Below are 17,909 nucleotides of genomic sequence, written 5' to 3'. Positions count from 1 at the left end.
GCAAGCTTTGACTATAAAGGAATTACTACAATTTACAGCAGATGCAGGAGCATCGGATCTTCATATTAGTGCTGGCTCCGTACCAATGGTGCGAGTTTATGGACGGATGAAGAAGCTGAATATGCCAGTAATGAGTCAAGATGATGTTGATGAGCTAATATTCTCAACCATGAATGAGAGTCAAAAGACCCTTTTTATGGAACGGCTGGAATTTGATTTTTCCACAAAACTGGATGATCAGACTCGATTTCGTGTAAATGCCTTTCATCAAGTGAATGGAAGGGCATGTGCTTTTCGAGTAATTCCGAATGAGATAAAAAGTTTGGAAGAGCTTCATCTTCCGGAGATATTATCAAGGCTTGCATTACGCCAGAAAGGTTTGATACTGGTTACGGGTCCGACAGGTAGTGGCAAATCAACCACATTGGCTACAATGATAGACCATGTGAATGAGAAGAAGCAGTGCCACATTATTTCTATTGAAGACCCGATCGAGTTTGTGCATACGAGTAAGAATTCGCTGGTAAATCAGCGTGAATTAGGTCATGATACATGGTCATTTACTGCAGCATTGCGTTCTGCCCTGCGTGAGGATCCGGATGTGATCCTGGTGGGTGAGATGCGTGATCTTGAGACGGTGTCTTTGGCACTGACTGCTGCAGAGACAGGTCATCTTGTAATGGCAACACTGCATACATCAAGTGCAACAAAATCAATAGACCGTATAATTGACATGTTCCCTAAAGAACAACAGGGGCAGATACGATCCATGTTATCAGAATCTTTGCAGGCAGTAGTGGCACAGACCCTATTACCCCGTAAAGATATTGATGGACGTATTCCTGCACTGGAGATCATGATAGCTAATGCAGCTGTGCGAAATCTGATTCGCGAAGAAAAAACATACCAGATACCTTCAGTAATCCAGAGTGGGACCAAAGAAGGTATGCAAACCGTAGATCAATCATTATACAATCATGTAATGAACGGATTGATCGATAGGACCGTAGCGGAACAGGTTGCAGATAATCCCAAGATGTTTGCGACCGGCGTAGGTTTCTAAATGAATAAAATAGTAGATATACGTAATGAATCTGGCTTTGGATTGATTCACGTATTAGCGGTGACGCTTATAGTATCAATAGCTATACTGGGATTGTTCATGTCAATTGAATACGCCCGGGCACAGGCGGATTTGCATTATCATACCCGCAGTGCTTTGCTAATTGCTCAAGGTTACCTTGAGGAAATCAAGTATAACAACAAGAGTAATGGTATTTACTCGAGACCAAGAGTACAACCAGGAACAGAATCTGTAACCCTGGAGAATTATAAGGGTAAGTTAACCACTGCAATCGTGACCATTGAATCATCAATAATTGGCAATCCCTACGGTTTAGTAGGATACAATCGCGATTATGTCAAGATTTATGTCAGGTGGAAAGAAAACCCAACCTCGAGTATGACCAGTATTCAGAACAAAAGCCATAGTATAATGATACAGGAAGATTACTACTGGAAAAGGAGTAGCATCTAATGTTTAATAAAATACATAACGAAAGTGGTATTTTGTTACCGGACATAGTTGCTTCGCTACCTTTAGGAGTTATAGTATTCGCAGTTTTGGCGATGTCAGTGCTTAATTTCACTGCAGCCTATCAGGACTTAAAAGAGTACACAAAACTCCAGGATGATCTTTTTCACGCGATTGAGACAATCCGATATGGCTATGTTCAACGTGGCATCAATACTAACAGTCAGGCATTGAGCGGATTATTATCCGCCAATCAAACGACAATAGGTGGCAATGGAAACTCGATAACCATGAAAATCGATACAAATCCGCAGTTTCCGATAGAGAGTCAAGTTTCTATCGATGGCAGTGGAGCAATGAAGATTCGTGGTAATTATGGTGCAACCATGTTTTCATCACCATTAACTAATTCCCGAGATATATGGATATTCCCTGAAGGGAGTACGCGAATAAACGGAGTGCTAAAATATCGAATAATAAATAATGACTCGGCTTTCACCCCACTGAAAGTTGATAATAATGGTAATGTACGCTTAATTGGAATCAATCTGGAAGCACAGGTACGCTTTCGCGAGCGTAGTAATGGTCAATCGGCGGATGATGATCTGCGCATGAATACAAAATCAATTAAATACAGCACAAAAGTATTCATGGGTAATACTCCCACCGAACTGGTCATTTAAAGGCAGGAGGCAAAAATGAAAAAACTTTTATTAAGTGAAAAAGGTGCTGTCCTGTTATTAAGTGCTTCTGTAATTGTAATTTTAATTGCGAGCATTTCCACGATCTCAATGATGGGTCTGATTCGTTTTGATAATATGAAGATACAATATGGAAATGATATACTTCAAGCGGAAACCTTGTTGAGATCAGAGCAAATGCGTACAAATATAATAATGCAGCTAAATCCTGCATTGTTTCCTAACAGTGATCATGATGTAGAAATTAAGAATGGAGAAAGGAGAACTACCTATAAAATTGATAATCAGCCAGTTTTCAACAATGGTAGAGTGCGGATTGGTCCAACCTTGATCAAGGTGAAACGTGGGCGTGCTTCTGAAAGCAGCAGCGACATCATGAAAAAGTCACCAGTTCGCAGATACGCTGAGAGTCAATTATCAGGTAGAAGTCTTGCTCAATATCAGTATTATACCATGTGGGAAGCATCTGAAAACGACGAATACACAGGACAGGATCACGTGAGATTTTATGGTCCTGACGTAATGAATGGACCAGTGCACAGTAATGATGACATCTGGATTCGTCAGACAACTGGTGGAAATAATGGTGGCTGGCCCACGTTCAATGCCCTGGTGACAACTTATGGCAGGATCATGGACTATTCCACTGGATTACCAGCAGTCAACTCAGCACCCATGGACCAAGTTTTCCCGGGTGGCTATGTTGAAAATGCTTCTTATATTAATATTTCTGCGGGAACCGCTATCGAGATCAGGACTAATGGTTATTTGCTGGATAGTTCTATTGATCGTGATATCTGTTTTGTGAAGATAAATGGTTCAAATGCAACCTGCAGATATGCTGATATCATCACTGAGCGTGATACATTTATGGTCCGTAACACATTCCCTGATAGAATTCCCCCAAATTTCTCAGTTGGAGATTCCATCTGGACGAATTATATTGATGTGAAAACAATTGAGTGGGATATTGGTACATTTAACATCCCTCTGGTAGATCAATCAGCGTTTGTGTATTGTCAACTGTGGATAGAAGGCAACGTAGCAGGCAAAATGACCTGGGGTTGCGCAGACACGATCTTTATCACCAGTGATTTGACCTATAGCAGCGTAGCACCTGGAGAACCTCCAGATGTGGGTGTGAATGTTGATATGTTAGGTCTGGTATCAGAGGAAAGAATTTACATTCAGTATAAACACTGGGATCCTGATACAGAGACAGTAAGAGCTGACAACTGCGAGGATATTTATCTTTATGGTTGTTTTGCCGCGATTGGTGATGGCGAAAGGGAACTTTATGGCAATCTGAATACACATTATGAGGGGATATTCTCCTTCAATTACCAGCATCCGCATGGATCGACACCTCCATTTGATCTTCCATTACCCAATGGAAATATCTGGCAGGTTGATTATCCTGATTTCCATAAGTTCATTTTCCCACCGTCTCCCTATTGGACCGGCAATCAGGGATTTCAGCTGCATGGCGGACCTCCAGTGCCAAACAATGGATTCACCACCTGTGGTTTTCCTGCAAGTGATTCACCTGCTTATGAAAGTCCATTAAATCCCCCAGATCTGGGAACCGACTGGCCCTGGTTAAATCCAGTGTGGCCCGAAGGTGTTAATGCTGGCATGGGAGAACGTGGATTCATTCGCATGTATGGTGGAGTTCAGCAATTCAGGCGTGGATTTGTGCACAGATCAGGAAATGATCCTGTTAATCATACAAGTGAGACGGAATGGGACCTCGACCACTGGCATTATGATGGAACTCATGGAACGACAGGATATGATAAAGATTATAACTGGGATAGTCGGATAGATAATGGTATGTTACCACCTGATTATCCACAAGTTTATGAAGGGCTTGGCAACTCAGATTTGTTCTACAGTTCAACTGGCTGGACAATGAAAGTGCCACCCGGAAATTAATATCGGTGGCGCTTAAGCGCCCAGAGAATATAATGAATTTTAATTTTAAAACAGGTGAGATATATGGCGAAGAAGAAAAAACTTAATAAGATTAAAGAATCAATAGGGCTTGATATAGGCACTCACAGCATCAAGCTGGTTCATCTGAGGCATGTTCATGAAGGTTATAAATTAGTGAATTATGCAATCAGGCCAACCATACCGGAAGGATTGGAGCATAATCAGTCAGACTTAATGAATGACCGATTTGCTCCAGTTTTAACCGGGATGCTGCGTTCGCTCAAGATCAATCCCAAAAAGGTGAAGCATCTGGTAACCTCTGTTGGAGGTGACAATACCAGCATTAAGCAGATCAAAACGATTTTTCTGCCTGAAGAGGAGCTGGAGTCTGCCTTGTTCTTTGAAGCAAAGAAGCATTTACCGATCAGTGGATCAGAAATGGTCCTTGATTATCAGGTATTAAATGTAGAAGAAAAGACGAATAATATGAATATTCTGCTTGCTTCTACCACGAAATCTTTGTTGAATGAGCATACTCAGATATTAGGCGCTGGAGGACTTCAACCGAATGTAGTGGATCTGGAGTCATTAGCCGTTGCCAATAGTTTTGCTCTAACAACCATAGATGAAGATGGTCTTTATGTACTTTTAAATATAGGTGCTTATAAGACCAATATGGTAGTTTACAGTAATAAGGCAAAATTCTTTACCCGTGATATCAGCTGGGGTGGCTATCACTATTCCAAGGATTTAGCAAAGCTTCACAAGTGTTCATTTGAAGAAGCTGAGAAGATGAAAAAGGAATTAGGTATGAAAGCCATGGATAAGGCTGGCAGTAAAGAATCACTTTTAGCACTTGACATTACAGAAAAGTCAGCAATCGAACAGATCGCGATGGAAGTTAAGCGTTCATTGAGATTTTATGTAAAGGAAGCCGGAGATAGTGATTTCCGGAAAATTCTATTAGTAGGTGGCACTGCAAAACTGAAAGGTTTACCTGAATATCTTTCAGAGCAATTGAATATTCCAACCGAAGTATTCAATCCTATGACGGAAATTGACGGTGCAGATAAATTTGCTGATGCACAGGATCCTCAGTTGGCGCTGGCGTTGGGTCTGGCAATGAGACCGGAATAGAGGAGATGATATGAACCAGCTATTTTTTAAGATTAACTTAAACAAATACGGTGAACTGAAGCAAGCTGTACTAAAAGAGCGTCGTACTTTCAGGACTACGGCGTTAGCATTTATAGTATTTACTGCAATTATTTATGGTGTAGTTCTATATTATAATGGTATAATGGCTCGCAAGGTTGATAACCGTCGTCAACTCCTCGCAGATATTAAATTAGAGATCAAGTCATATAAAGAGAATGATCAGTATTTATCCTCCAAGGACTTGACCAATATTGCAGAGATCAGTACTGATAGAATTTTCTGGTCAAAGAAACTTGTAGCCCTGTCAGAAAAGACAAGTGACAAGATTGCGATCACAAATTTTTCTTTCAAGAATGATGTTCTGAGTATTTTTGGTATCACCCGGTTAGATAAAAATGAGAAAGAGTTTGATCTGATCAATGAATTCGTCGAGAATCTGAAGAATAATTCCCAGATTAGCGGTGATTTTGATGAGATTTATTTCGTAAAATCAAATCGCGATTATGAAAAGGATGTAGAGATAATCAGGTTCCAGATTGACTGTGTTCATGAGGGATCAGACACTATAAAAAAGAGGAGGAGACGATGAGACAACATTACTTAATTTTACTCGCTATAATGATCATGGTCTCTATTCTGTTCTTCCATTTCAGCTCGCAGATCATAGCTGATAAGATTGGTCGCATTGATAAATATGATGAACGGATAAAGGTCGAGCAAGAAAAATTAAATAGTGCCAAAGTGCTCAATGAGCAGTTGCGTCAAGTATCCCGTGTTATCATGGGCAGTATCACAACTGATAAGAAATTTGATGCAGATGAAATTGGTACTTTTACCAAACAACTTTACGATATAGCTGAAAAATATAAATTCCCCATTGTAAGTTATTCACATAAAGACATATCAGCACTTGGTGGGAGATCTCTGGAACATCTATATACGATGGAATTGAATTGCACATTTGTGCAGTTAGGTAAATTTTTGACAGACATGGAGGCATTGGACAGCATAATTAAGATAAAAACTCTTGATGTGACTCCCTATCAAGCACGTGGAAAGTCAGAAATGATGGATGTTGGGGCTGATACCCGTTACAAGATAACAATTGAGCTTTCAACATTTAAGATTATAAAGGAGGCATAAAGTGGAACAAAAGTATTTGAAAGATTTTGTCATTGTACTTGTAGTAATTCTGCTTTTAGCCTTTGGGATCAAAACATCGTCTCTCTATAAAAAGATCGTAGACGTACCCGAAGATTCCAAGTATAAAAAGATGGGACTGGGAGAAAAGCTGCTGCAACAGATCCAGGAAATTGATTCCTCAATCAGCGATCGGAAAAATTTCTATTTCACGGTTGAGAAAGACCCGCTGGAACAGAATTTGATCGTTAAGACGCAGAAGGATCTGGAAAAGCAATGGCGTGAGAAAGTGGAAAATCTGGTTCGTCTGGAAATGACGATTTTACCAGAGATCGGCGAGAAGAAAGCCGCTATCAGCTATAAAGGGATGACTACTCTTTATGGAATTGGTGATAAGTTCGAATTGGGAGATGAATTTTCCTCAGGAGCAATTGGTCAGATTACTGACATTCAACCTGGAGTGATCACTTATAAGTATAATGGTAAGGATTATGACATGAAGCTGAGCAAGATACCTCCCAAACCCGAAAAACTTAAAACTGAAAACAAATCCAAATCAATAAGAGAATACAATTGGTAAATAAGTATCAAAGGAGTATAAATGAAATCATTCAACATTAAAGCATCGTTATCTTTTAGCATAATATTAATTTTGCTTACAGGGTCAGTATCACTATTTGCTGGTGCTGAATTATTAGATAACAAGATTAGCCTTGATGCAACGGATGGGAAGGTTTCCAATATTATCGCAACAATGGCTCAGATGAGTGACTGTAACATAGTTTTAGCCATGGCGACAGAAGAAAGTAGTGATCAGGATTCAGCTGCAGATAAGAAGATAACCATACATCTTAAAGATGTTCCCATTGAACAGGCACTTTCCCTGGTGGTAAAATCAGTAGGTTTGTCATACCGGCTGATTGGAGAAAATACCTTTATCGTAGGCGATAAAAAGAAGATTGATGAAGAAATAGGTGAACGCACTTATGTAGTTCATCTTAATTATGTGGAAGCAACCAAGATAGTGGATGCCATGAAGGGTATGCCAGGCATTTTTTCTGAAATAAAAGGACAGAATGCTTTAATTATAAGAGCTAATCCAAACACATATGCTGAAACTATCAAAAGAATAGAAGAAATTGATGTACCTCAAAAACAGATTGAAATTCGCGCCCGGTTGATTGAAGTGCATGTATCTGAAGCTGAAAAATATGGTATTGACTGGCAAAAATTAAACAAGCTTACTACCATCATTGCTGAAGATCCTACTAATGCTAATGGTGTTGGTTTACCTTATGGTTATACTGATGACACAGGAGCAATTCCGCACGGAAATCTGGAAGATTTTAATGTAGTGCCAGAAGATCAGTATTTCCAAAAATTAGACGGATTTAATGACATTGGTCATTTCTCACGTCAGCTTACAGCTTTTGATATTACACTTGATTTTCTGCTGGAAAACAATGCAGCTGAATTACTCACTGATACTCACATTACTGCTCTTAATGGAGAAGAAGGATATATTCATATAGGTGAAGTAGTACCTTATGTAGTGAGAGATGAAGATGATGAAGTTCAGGTGGAACGTGAAGAAGTAGGTATTATGCTGAGAGTTCGACCAAAGGTAAATCGTGACAATCAGATTACAACTACTATTGAACCCGAAGTAAGTTCCGTAACAGAACTTGTTCAAGGCAGGATTCCTCGCACTAAGGTGCGTAAGATCACCTCAACCGTGACAGTTCCCAACGGACATAGGATAATTGTTGGTGGTTTGTTATCTACTAATATAATTACTACAAACAGTAATCTGCCATTTTTAAGCGATATACCTTACATCGGTGGTTTATTCAAACACAAAAGCGTTTCAATGGAAAAAACTGATTTGATAATAGAAATTACTCCGCGTATTGTAGATATCAACGATGTTTACAACTACAAATTAACAGATGATCGACTGGACAAGCGAATTTTAAAAGAAGAAACCGAAGAGGAGTAAAAATGAATTTGAAGAAAGCAAGGGTAATACTTTTAGCTGTTATTATCCCGGCAATTCTACTGCTAACTGGCTGCGATTCTAGAGAAGGTGATGGGATCAATTACGATATCACTTCCATGACTGTAAGTCCCAATTCTCTGTATGCAGATCAAGAGATAATAACTTCTGCGGAAGTAAGAGTAACAGTAGAAGATAATCAAGGATTTCCTGCAGTAGGAATCTCGGTTTCATTTGAAGCCGATTTAGGATATATTCAGGGAAAAGTATATACAGATGATTATGGTGTAGCACTCACTTCGTTCAATGATAATGGACTGGTGGGAATGGCTCATATTAATGCCTCTGTTGAAGGTGGTCAGGTTGTGCGTGATTCAGTTGAGGTTCTTTCTAATCCTCATCTTAGTATTGTAAGGATCACTGCCAATCCTGGTACTATTTATCTTGATAATGGTATCACTTCCAGTGAAATAGAAGTTCTGGTTCAGGATCAGGATGGCTTTGCTGCAACAAATGAAGACGTGTATTTCAGAGCCAGCATTGGTAATATTATCTCTCATGTAACAACAGATTCCAGCGGAATCGCATCAACAAGTTTCTGGGATGCTGGTATCGAGGGAACCTGCGATATTGATGCCTTTGTGGGTGTTACTGATACTACTATTACTGTAGTGATCGCACCTCAGCCGGAAGTTATTGATTTGGCTCTGGATGTTGTGAGTAATGAGATCACTATTAACACTGTGCGTACGATTGATGCTTTTGCAGTCAATGTTATTGGTTCTGTGCCTAATGGAACAGCAATAACTTTTGAAACCGAGTTTGGATTTTTCCAGACAAGTGCTAGTGATAATACCTATCTTGGAAAATCTGTAACTACTACAACATCTAATGGATCTGCCAGGGCATTTTTAAATGCTGGAACTCAGGCAGGAACAGGTGTGGTGTCAGCAGAGATTGTTGCTTCTGTTGATAGTCTTGGTATTGAAACAATACTTTCTGATGAAGAAACCATGACTTTCATGGCTGGCAGACCTACACAAATGACATTAATACCCAAGAACGAAAATGAAGAACTTCAGAGCATTATTCCTGTGAATAGTCCGGAAGATCTTTATGTATGGGCATATGTACGTGACAGCTTTGGCAATCCAGTAAGAAATGATTATGTTGTATTATTTACCAGTGATTTGGGTACTATTATGAGCCCGGTTCCAATTACTGATGGTGGAATAGCAGTTGCTACATATTCAGCAGGTATTCAGGCTGGTGTAGCACAGATCACAGCAATTGTTGATTCAGCTACTGCTTCTACTGCTATCACTATTATTTCTGATGATGTCAATTCTATTCAATTTATTAACCAGGCTCAGATATCTATTGATGTTCAAGGTACTGGTGGTGTAGAATCAGCAGAATTGGCTGTTAATCTCTTTGACATGAATGGTAATATGATCGATGAATCTGTAGAAGTATGGTTCAAATTCCTGGTTCGTCCAGAAAATAACTATCCTGAGGGAAGTAATATTAATACCGAAGTTTATAACCTGTCGGATTCTACGAGTACTATTTCTTCAAATGGTATGGCAGTAATATCTGTCAATAGCGGTACTGAATCTGGTATTATCAAGATTCAAGCCTGGTGTAGAAACCTCGAAGGTCAAAAGATTTCAGCTTCCAAACCAAATATAATTGTCCAGTCAGGACCAGCAGATCAATGTGAATTTGCAATAAGTGGAAATGATAGCGGTGAAGATATGGATGGTGGAATGTGGAAAGTGCAGATTGCCGCTCTTATTACTGATGAATGGGGTAACCCGGTTGGTAATGGAACAGCAGCATACTTCTCACTTGATCCCAATCCGGATTACGCTTCCGTTGAAGCAGCAGATGCTTTTGTGGGAAATGAAAATTCTAATGGAGATTCACTCTCAGGAACTGCTTTCTCATACTTGATCTATGATGGCACCTACACCAATGAAATGGTTAATGTCAACGTAGATGTTGGTAGTGAAATCGAATTTGATGGTGAACTGAAACTTCCCCTCCAGAACGGTGAGATTACCATGGTCTGTACTCCTATACATTGTGACTGGGTAATTTTAGATGATTGGGAAGATAAGGAAACACAATGCCGTGTGACTGTTCATGACAGTCAGCAAAATCCTATCAGTAATCAGAGGATTATATTTACTTCTTCAATAGGTGATCCTACTGATGATGGCATTCATCCAATCGAATCTGATATCACAGACCCGATTATTCTCCAGTCATATGACTGGGATGGTCTTAATGATGACGATGATCCTCATGATGGGTTTACTGGCTGGTATGATGGTGATCTTGGAGTGCTCTTCAAAAGTGTGATATTCCATAAATATGAATGCCTCCCTCCCGGACCTGGTGGACCTGGCATGGCAACTGCAGCCGTTACAGCAAATATCTTTGGAACTAATACTTCTTTAAATTCGACAATTACACTGTGGAGATACACAGATTAAAAATAGGAGCTGCATAAATGTCTTTTAATCCCCAATTTGCCCGTTTAGGTGAGATCCTGGTACACATGGGTAAGGTTTCTGAAGATCAGATCAAAGAAGCCCTTGTGAAGCAGAACAATTTCAGACTTAAGATAGGGGAGACTCTGGTTAAATTAGGATACCTGACCGAAAGGGATCTTCTGAAAGCTTTGGAACAACAGCTTGATATTCCGGTAGTAGTAGAAGATGATCTGCTCGAACTGAAAGTTTCTGTTGTGAAGATAATTCCAGAACCGTTTGCGGTTGAAAATCGGTGTATTGCCGTAAAGAGAACAGATACTACTCTGTTTGTGGCTATGACCGATCCTGAAAATATTGTAATTCTGGATAGTTTAAAAAAGATTATTGATTTACCGATCACCCCACTTTTGATTGGTGAAAGTGTTCTTACAGATACTCTGGAAAGATATTACAAGTCTATCAGAACTTCTTCCCAGGTGGAAGATGCTGTCGGTAATTTTGAATTTGTGGCTGTTGATGATGAAGAAAATGAGATCACAATTGACTCTAAGGGAGATGAAGATGCTCCTGCAGTGAAACTGATCAATCTTATTATCACAGAAGCCATTAAATCAGGATGTACTGATATTCATATTGAACCTCTTTCAAAGAGTTCAAGAGTTCGATTCAGGGTTGATGGAGCTCTGCGTGAAGTTATGGCTCCGCCTATCAGCATGCATCCGGGTCTTGTATCTATTATTAAGGTTATGTCTAAGCTCAATATTGCTGAAAGAAGATTGCCCCAAGATGGTCATATCTCCTTGAAAACAGCGATGAAGAGCGTGGATGTTCGTGTTTCAATAACCCCTACCGTAGTGGGTGAAAAAGTCGTGATGAGACTCCTTGACAAGGGAGAATTTGGATTTACTCTCACTAATCTGGGATTTACTGAAGATAACCTTGATATGTTTAAAAAGTGGATCAAGAGACCCTACGGAATAAATATTGTGTCAGGTCCTACTGGTAGTGGTAAATCCACTACTCTCCATGCTGGTCTCAAAGAAATCATGGACATTGAAAATAATATCGTAACAGTTGAAGATCCTGTGGAATACCGTTTGGATGGTATCTGTCAGATTGAAGCTAATTCTAAGATAGGGCTTACCTTTGGTAAGGCTCTTCGCTCAGTTTTGCGTCAGGACCCGGATATCGTTTTGATTGGTGAGATTAGAGATCATGAGACGGCAGATATTGCCATTAAGTTCTCACTTACCGGTCATCTGGTGTTCTCCACACTTCATGCAAATGACGCACCTTCCACTGTTACTCGTCTTATCGATATCGGTATTCCTCCCTATCTGGTAGCCAGTTCTTTAAATCTGGTGATGGCACAGAGACTTGTTAGACGGGTCTGTCCACATTGTGTAAAAGACTATAAACCATCAGATGAAGAGTTGAAGGGTATTGACATGAGTAGGGAAGTTGCTGATAAGATCAATTTCAAGAAAGGAGCTGGTTGCGTCCATTGTGACAATACCGGGTATTCTGGTCGTACAGGTATCTTTGAGATGCTGGAAGTAACACCCAAGATCAGACACCTGATCTTTGACGGTGCTAATCAGGATTATATCCGTGATGCTGCTCTTGAAAATGGAATGCTTTCACTTCATGAAAGCGCCATTATTAAAATGAAAGAAGGTAAGACTACTATCAACGAAGTAATCAAGTTTACTGTCGTTGAATAGTCAGGCTTATAAAATCAGGCAGAAGGAAAATATATGGCTGCTTTTCAATATATAATTAAGGATGTCAAAGGGGCTCGCTCCGAAGGTATCATCAAAGCAACTTCGCTTGATGAAGCCGTGGATAAACTTGCAGCGGAAGGTAATATCGTTATATCGGTAAAAACTGCTGCTGAAGGTTCATTCCGTGGCAAGATGTCCCTGTTTGACAAATTGATGCTGCAAATTTATAAGTGGCGTACCGGTGTGGGATTGAGAACCCTCGTCTTTTTCACTCGCCAGATGGCTACGATGTTCTCGGCTGGACTAACCATCGAGAAATCGATAACCAATCTGGAAAAAAGTGAGAAAAACAATAAGTTCCGTAAAGTGTTGGTGAAAATTGCTAATGACATTAAAAAAGGATTTAGCTTATCTGAAGCACTGGAAGAACATCCGGGTATTTTTAATCCTCTCTATATCTCGCTGGTGAAAGCTGGTGAGGTTTCTGGTACCCTCCATACAATTCTGGATGAACTCGCTGTTTATCTTGAGAAACTGGAAGACACAAGACGTAAGGTTTCCACAGCGCTTACATATCCTGCATTTATTCTCTGTTTCCTGGTGATAGTTTCATTTTGTTTATTCTATTACATTATCCCCATGTTTGCCAGAGTTTATGAAGATTTTGACGCTGATTTACCTATACCTACTCAGATTGCTATTTTTATTGCTGACTGGATAGGCGCAAATGTCTTCTATTTCTTCTTGATAATCTTAGCAGTGATAATGACAGTTTTTCTCATTTACCTCAGCGATCGTGGCAGGTTTATTATAGATAAAATGACCCTGCATGTTCCGGTTATTGGCGGATTGATGAAAAATTCCATTCTCAGTAAGTTTGCCAGAACATTTAGCATTCTGATGACAGCTGGTGTACCCATTATGGATACACTGGAGCTCAGTCAGGATGTGGTACAAAATGCAGTTGTCGAGAAGGCAGTTGCCGACGCCCGTAATATGGTAAAAGAAGGTTACACAGTTGCTGGAGCGCTCAAAAGAACCGGGGTTTTCCCTTCTACTCTTTTGCAGCTCGTGGCTACCGGTGAAGAAACAGGTGATATGGATAGACTGCTTGCCAAGGCTGCTGAGTTTTATGAAAAACTCGTGGACTCGGTTATTGACAGACTGTCATCACTTATCGAACCTCTTCTTATTGTGCTTATGGCAGCTGTCGTGGGTTCTATTGTTATTGTGATTTACTTACCAATATTCAATCTTGGTCTTGCCATCTCTTCTGGTGCCAAATAACAGGATCGAATACTGGAATATAATTAAATGCTCGGGTCAAGTGACCCGAGCGTTTTCTATATGGTGATATAATGGCTATAATCTATATCTTTCTATTTATTACTGGGGCAGCTTTTGGCAGCTTCTTTAATGTCTGTATCTGGAGAATCCCTCTTCATCAGTCAATCATTTCACCTGGCTCAAGATGTCCGCATTGCCTGAATAATATCAAGCCCTGGCACAATATTCCTATTCTCAGCTACCTGCTCCTCAAAGGTAAATGCGCCTATTGCGGAACGAAGATAAAAATGAATTATATGCTGGTGGAATTGATCACTCCCATTATCTGGATCACCTTATTCTGGCACTTTGGCAGCACTTTTAACTGGGTTTTTGCCAAATACCTGATCTTTTATAGTATAGGTATAATGATTTTCTTTATTGATGTTTATCATAAGATCATTCCTGATGTACTTTCATTACCTCTTATAATTATTGGACTCGCTATTTCTTGCCTTAATGCGGTGGATCTGCCTATTCTCTCAGCTCTCACTGGTTCTGCTACTGGTTTCTTTTTCTTCTATCTGCTTGCACTTGCCATTAGCCACTCCCTCAAAAGAGAAGCTCTTGGCGGTGGCGATATCAAATTTATCGCTGCCATTGGGGCATTTATCGGCATCAAAGGTGTGCTTTTTACCATATTTATCTCCGCTGCTATTGCTCTTCTGGTGGTTATACTATCAGGTAAAGACAAAAGCAGTGAAGTCCCTTATGGTCCCTTCCTCATCCTCGGTGCATTCATCTATACCATAGCCGGGAACTATATGCTCTATTTCTATCTCAATTTCTTTTACTAAATGGATAACTACTAACATTTTATAATATAAATCTCGTTAACAATGTTCACTTTGTTAACTTTGTTCACAGAAAACATTCTTATTGTAAATTATACTTGACAAAGTGATTGCTTATCTTCTCTATTGGTTTGTTTAGTTCAAAATGAACGATAGAGGAGTTTATTATGCGTTATCACACAGTAATTATCAGTTTTATATTTATTCTCATGATCAGCTTTCTGCTGATATCCTGTGATTCCAGAGAAGACGGGATTGATTATGAGATCAGTTACCTGTCTATTATCCCGGATACACTTTATGCCGATAATAATGATGAAACATTTTCAAATATAGTGATACTTGTCACTGATAATAATGGCAATCCTGTTCAGGGGAAATTAGTTTACTTTGAATCTGATCTGGGAAATATTCAAGCTGAAACTACATCCTTAGAAGATGGACATGTCTATGCAGTATTCCACGATAATGGAATTCCAGGGACTGCTCATATTTCCGCCAGTCTGAAGAATGAGAGCCAGACATTCACAGATTCTTTGGAGATACTTCCTTTACCAATTTTGATTACTTCTCTGAATATTACACCCGATATGCTCTATGCTGATAATATCATGGATACATATTCTGAAGTAAATTTAACTGTTCAGGATGAACAGGGTTTTCCCGCTTCGGGTATTCCTGTTCATCTCTATACAGATTTAGGTCTTCTGCAAAGTGTGGTATATACAGACGATTCCGGTTCTGCTAATACTAATTTTTATGATACCGGTCTGCCGGGTATGGCTCATATCTCTGCCTGGATAGATGAAGCTTATGGGCAGGTACTATGTGATTCAGTTGAGATATTTCCTGATCCTTATCTTAAAATTGTAAGTATCAGTGCCAATCCTGATACTATATATTTTGATAATGGTATCACTTCAAGTGAGATCGAAGTTCTGGTTCAGGATCAGGATGGCTTAGCTGCAACAAATGAAAGCGTTTATTTTAGTGCTTCTATCGGGAATATAATTGCTCACGTTACTACTGATGCCAATGGTTGGGCTACTTCATCTTTCTGGGATAATGAAACTACCGGTATTGCCTTGATACATGCTTATGCTGGCACTGCTGATACCACGATCATCGTGACTATTATCGATAGTGATGTCATAGAAATCAATCTTGATGAATTGCCCTCTGTATCTGCTGTCAATAATGTTATTTCTGTTTCTGCTTCTGCTTTAAATGAAATCGGTGCAGTTCCTGATTGCTCAGAGATCACCTTCTCCACAGAACTGGGCTTCTTTCAGGCAAGCGAAATTGATATTACACCCCTGGGAACAACTACTGTAGCCTATACTTATAATGGCTCTGCTTCTGTATACCTGAATACAGGTAACCAAATGGGCTTAAATCACATTACTGCCCAGATCACTGCTGATCATGCCGGAAATGTATTAACCGATTCTGCTGAAATGGAAATTTTGCCTGATGAAGTTGACCATCTTAATTTTACATCTCAAACTATTACCCTGATTGCCTGTGACGATAATAGTGTCTTTTCTGAAATTTGTCTGGAACTTAGAGATACTAATGAAAATCTGGTGCTTTCTCCCTGCCAGGTCTGGTATAAATTTCTCACTCGTCCCGAGGGAAGCAATATAGAAAATATAGTTTATAACTATACTGATTCCACCAGCGTTATTTCTACTGCTGGAGAAGCGCGTGTTCATGTATTCAGTGGCACTCAAACAGGTCTAATCATAGTGCAGGCATGGATAAGAAATACCGATCATCAAATGATCTCTGCCGTTTTTGAAGATATTATGGTTAACCCTGGTCCACCTTCTGCCTGCCAGCTCAATATTTCCGGAATGGATGAAGCAGAAGATTTGGACGGTGGCATGTGGTTAATAGAGACGTCTGCATTCCTCACAGATGCCTTCAATAATCCGGTTATGGAAGGCATTATGGTCTATTTCAGTCTTGATCCTAATTCTGATTATGCCAGTATCGGGTACACCGGATGTGTTGGCGGTCCAAATCAGGCTGGAGAATCTCTCCCAGGCACTGCCTTTGGCACTATGGTTTATGACGGAGCTTTTACCAATGAAATGATAAATCTCAAAGCAGATATATATGATGATATTACTTTTGAACAGGAATTTGTATTGCCTCTTCAGTATGGTGAATTATCCATGGTTTGTATTCCCATCCACTGTGACTGGGTTGAGGAGGGTGATGAAGAAGATAAACTCACCCAATGCAGAATAACTGTACATGACGGGCAAAACAGCCCCATAAATAACCAGCGTGTAATGCTGGTAAGTTCATTAGGTGAAACCACTGATGAAAATATCCATCCCATAGAATCCGATATTACTGATCCTGTAATTATGGATCTATATGACTGGGAAGGGCTTAATGAAGATGATGATCCCTATGATGGCTTCACTGGCTGGTATAACGGTGAGCATGGTCGGCTATATAAATATGTAGGTTTCCATAAATATGAATGCCCTCCACCCGGACCTGGTGGACCTGGCATGGCAACCGCAGCCGTTACAGCAACTATCCATGATACTCAGATATCAGTAATTCAAACCATCACTCTATTTAGATATGTAGATTAAATGGTAATTGGTGATGTGCTTAGCACCGTGAGTCTACGGAGTATCTTCGATTAGACGAAAAAAATACATAGAACACGGATTTTGCGGATTACGCTGATTAACGCTGATAATGCTTCGCACAGTGATTGGTGATTTGTGATTAGTGATTGGAAATTTTAAAAACCGGTCAAGCTTACGGATCACCTGATAGTAAATTTTGTTCGCGTTTGTTCGGTTTGTTCGCGGCAGAAAATCTTACATTACATTCTCTGTGACCTCTGTGGTTGAAAATCTTACATTGATTTCGTGAGAAGTGAGACGTACTCCTCCGCATAAAGCTACGGAGTATCTTCGATGAGACGAAAAAAATACATAGAACACGGATTTTGCGGATTACGCTGATTAACGCTGATAATGCTTCGCACAGTGATTGGTGATTTGTGATTAGTGATTGGAAATTTTAAGAACCGGTCAAGCTTACGGATCACCTGATAGTAAATTTTGTT

General features: G+C 39.8%; 14 protein-coding genes. All 14 read left to right on the top strand.

Translation table 11 applies throughout. From position 1 onward, the window contains the following. Positions 1-7: 7 nt before the first annotated feature. Complete coding sequence (locus RAO94_09030; GenBank protein MDP8322479.1) at positions 8-1,063, top strand: type IV pilus twitching motility protein PilT; 1,056 nt, start codon at positions 8-10, stop codon at positions 1,061-1,063. Continuing rightward, entirely contained in the window at positions 1,064-1,537 is a 474-nt protein-coding gene (locus RAO94_09025) for a hypothetical protein (GenBank protein ID MDP8322478.1), read from the top strand. Next, the gene (locus tag RAO94_09020) at positions 1,537-2,217 is read left to right on the top strand and encodes a hypothetical protein (protein ID MDP8322477.1); all 681 of its coding nucleotides are present in this window, start codon (positions 1,537-1,539) and stop codon (positions 2,215-2,217) included. Before RAO94_09025 ends, RAO94_09020 begins: the two co-directional genes overlap by 1 nt. 15 nt (positions 2,218-2,232) lie before the next feature. Beyond that, positions 2,233-4,170, top strand: a complete 1,938-nt coding sequence (locus tag RAO94_09015) for a hypothetical protein (GenBank protein MDP8322476.1) — start codon at positions 2,233-2,235, stop codon at positions 4,168-4,170. Between the two features lie 63 nt (positions 4,171-4,233). Beyond that, on the top strand, positions 4,234-5,307 hold the full coding sequence (gene pilM, locus RAO94_09010; protein ID MDP8322475.1) for a type IV pilus assembly protein PilM: 1,074 nt from the start codon (positions 4,234-4,236) through the stop codon (positions 5,305-5,307). 10 nt (positions 5,308-5,317) lie between these two features. Next, a complete protein-coding gene (locus RAO94_09005) occupies positions 5,318-5,917 on the top strand; it encodes a PilN domain-containing protein (protein ID MDP8322474.1) in 600 nt (199 codons plus the stop codon). After that, entirely contained in the window at positions 5,914-6,471 is a 558-nt protein-coding gene (locus RAO94_09000; protein MDP8322473.1) for a hypothetical protein, read from the top strand. Before RAO94_09005 ends, RAO94_09000 begins: the two co-directional genes overlap by 4 nt. A 1-nt stretch (position 6,472) precedes the next feature. Continuing rightward, the gene (locus RAO94_08995) at positions 6,473-7,048 is read left to right on the top strand and encodes a hypothetical protein (GenBank protein MDP8322472.1); all 576 of its coding nucleotides are present in this window, start codon (positions 6,473-6,475) and stop codon (positions 7,046-7,048) included. A gap of 21 nt (positions 7,049-7,069) precedes the next feature. Beyond that, positions 7,070-8,467 carry a secretin and TonB N-terminal domain-containing protein gene (locus RAO94_08990; GenBank protein ID MDP8322471.1) on the top strand — a complete coding sequence of 466 codons (1,398 nt, stop codon included), beginning with the start codon at positions 7,070-7,072 and terminating at the stop codon, positions 8,465-8,467. Positions 8,468-8,469: 2 nt separating this feature from the next. Next, positions 8,470-10,965, top strand: a complete 2,496-nt coding sequence (locus RAO94_08985) for a hypothetical protein (protein ID MDP8322470.1) — start codon at positions 8,470-8,472, stop codon at positions 10,963-10,965. Positions 10,966-10,982: 17 nt separating this feature from the next. Then, the gene (locus RAO94_08980) at positions 10,983-12,689 is read left to right on the top strand and encodes an ATPase, T2SS/T4P/T4SS family (GenBank protein ID MDP8322469.1); all 1,707 of its coding nucleotides are present in this window, start codon (positions 10,983-10,985) and stop codon (positions 12,687-12,689) included. Positions 12,690-12,722: 33 nt separating this feature from the next. Further along, on the top strand, positions 12,723-13,976 hold the full coding sequence (locus tag RAO94_08975) for a type II secretion system F family protein (protein MDP8322468.1): 1,254 nt from the start codon (positions 12,723-12,725) through the stop codon (positions 13,974-13,976). Positions 13,977-14,047: 71 nt separating this feature from the next. Next, positions 14,048-14,812, top strand: coding sequence for a prepilin peptidase (locus RAO94_08970; GenBank protein ID MDP8322467.1), 765 nt, complete (start codon positions 14,048-14,050; stop codon positions 14,810-14,812). A gap of 164 nt (positions 14,813-14,976) precedes the next feature. After that, positions 14,977-17,424, top strand: a complete 2,448-nt coding sequence (locus RAO94_08965; protein MDP8322466.1) for a hypothetical protein — start codon at positions 14,977-14,979, stop codon at positions 17,422-17,424. Positions 17,425-17,909: the final 485 nt, after the last annotated feature.

This window comes from Candidatus Stygibacter australis (genome assembly GCA_030765845.1).
In the GTDB taxonomy this organism is placed as follows: Bacteria; Cloacimonadota; Cloacimonadia; order Cloacimonadales; family TCS61; genus Stygibacter; species Stygibacter australis.
The sequence above is the reverse complement of the archived record's forward strand: the minus strand, read 5'-3'. Positions and strand labels throughout refer to the sequence as shown.

Bases quoted from the DNA above. Each gene is read 5' to 3' on its own strand.
- RAO94_09025 (MDP8322478.1), top strand. From the start codon at position 1,064: ATGAATAAAATAGTAGATATACGTAATGAATCTGGCTTTGGATTGATT.
- RAO94_09020 (MDP8322477.1), top strand. From the start codon at position 1,537: ATGTTTAATAAAATACATAACGAAAGTGGTATTTTGTTACCGGACATA.
- RAO94_09015 (MDP8322476.1), top strand. From the start codon at position 2,233: ATGAAAAAACTTTTATTAAGTGAAAAAGGTGCTGTCCTGTTATTAAGT.
- pilM (MDP8322475.1), top strand. From the start codon at position 4,234: ATGGCGAAGAAGAAAAAACTTAATAAGATTAAAGAATCAATAGGGCTT.
- RAO94_09005 (MDP8322474.1), top strand. From the start codon at position 5,318: ATGAACCAGCTATTTTTTAAGATTAACTTAAACAAATACGGTGAACTG.
- RAO94_09000 (MDP8322473.1), top strand. From the start codon at position 5,914: ATGAGACAACATTACTTAATTTTACTCGCTATAATGATCATGGTCTCT.
- RAO94_08990 (MDP8322471.1), top strand. From the start codon at position 7,070: ATGAAATCATTCAACATTAAAGCATCGTTATCTTTTAGCATAATATTA.
- RAO94_08985 (MDP8322470.1), top strand. From the start codon at position 8,470: ATGAATTTGAAGAAAGCAAGGGTAATACTTTTAGCTGTTATTATCCCG.
- RAO94_08980 (MDP8322469.1), top strand. From the start codon at position 10,983: ATGTCTTTTAATCCCCAATTTGCCCGTTTAGGTGAGATCCTGGTACAC.
- RAO94_08975 (MDP8322468.1), top strand. From the start codon at position 12,723: ATGGCTGCTTTTCAATATATAATTAAGGATGTCAAAGGGGCTCGCTCC.
- RAO94_08970 (MDP8322467.1), top strand. From the start codon at position 14,048: ATGGCTATAATCTATATCTTTCTATTTATTACTGGGGCAGCTTTTGGC.
- RAO94_08965 (MDP8322466.1), top strand. From the start codon at position 14,977: ATGCGTTATCACACAGTAATTATCAGTTTTATATTTATTCTCATGATC.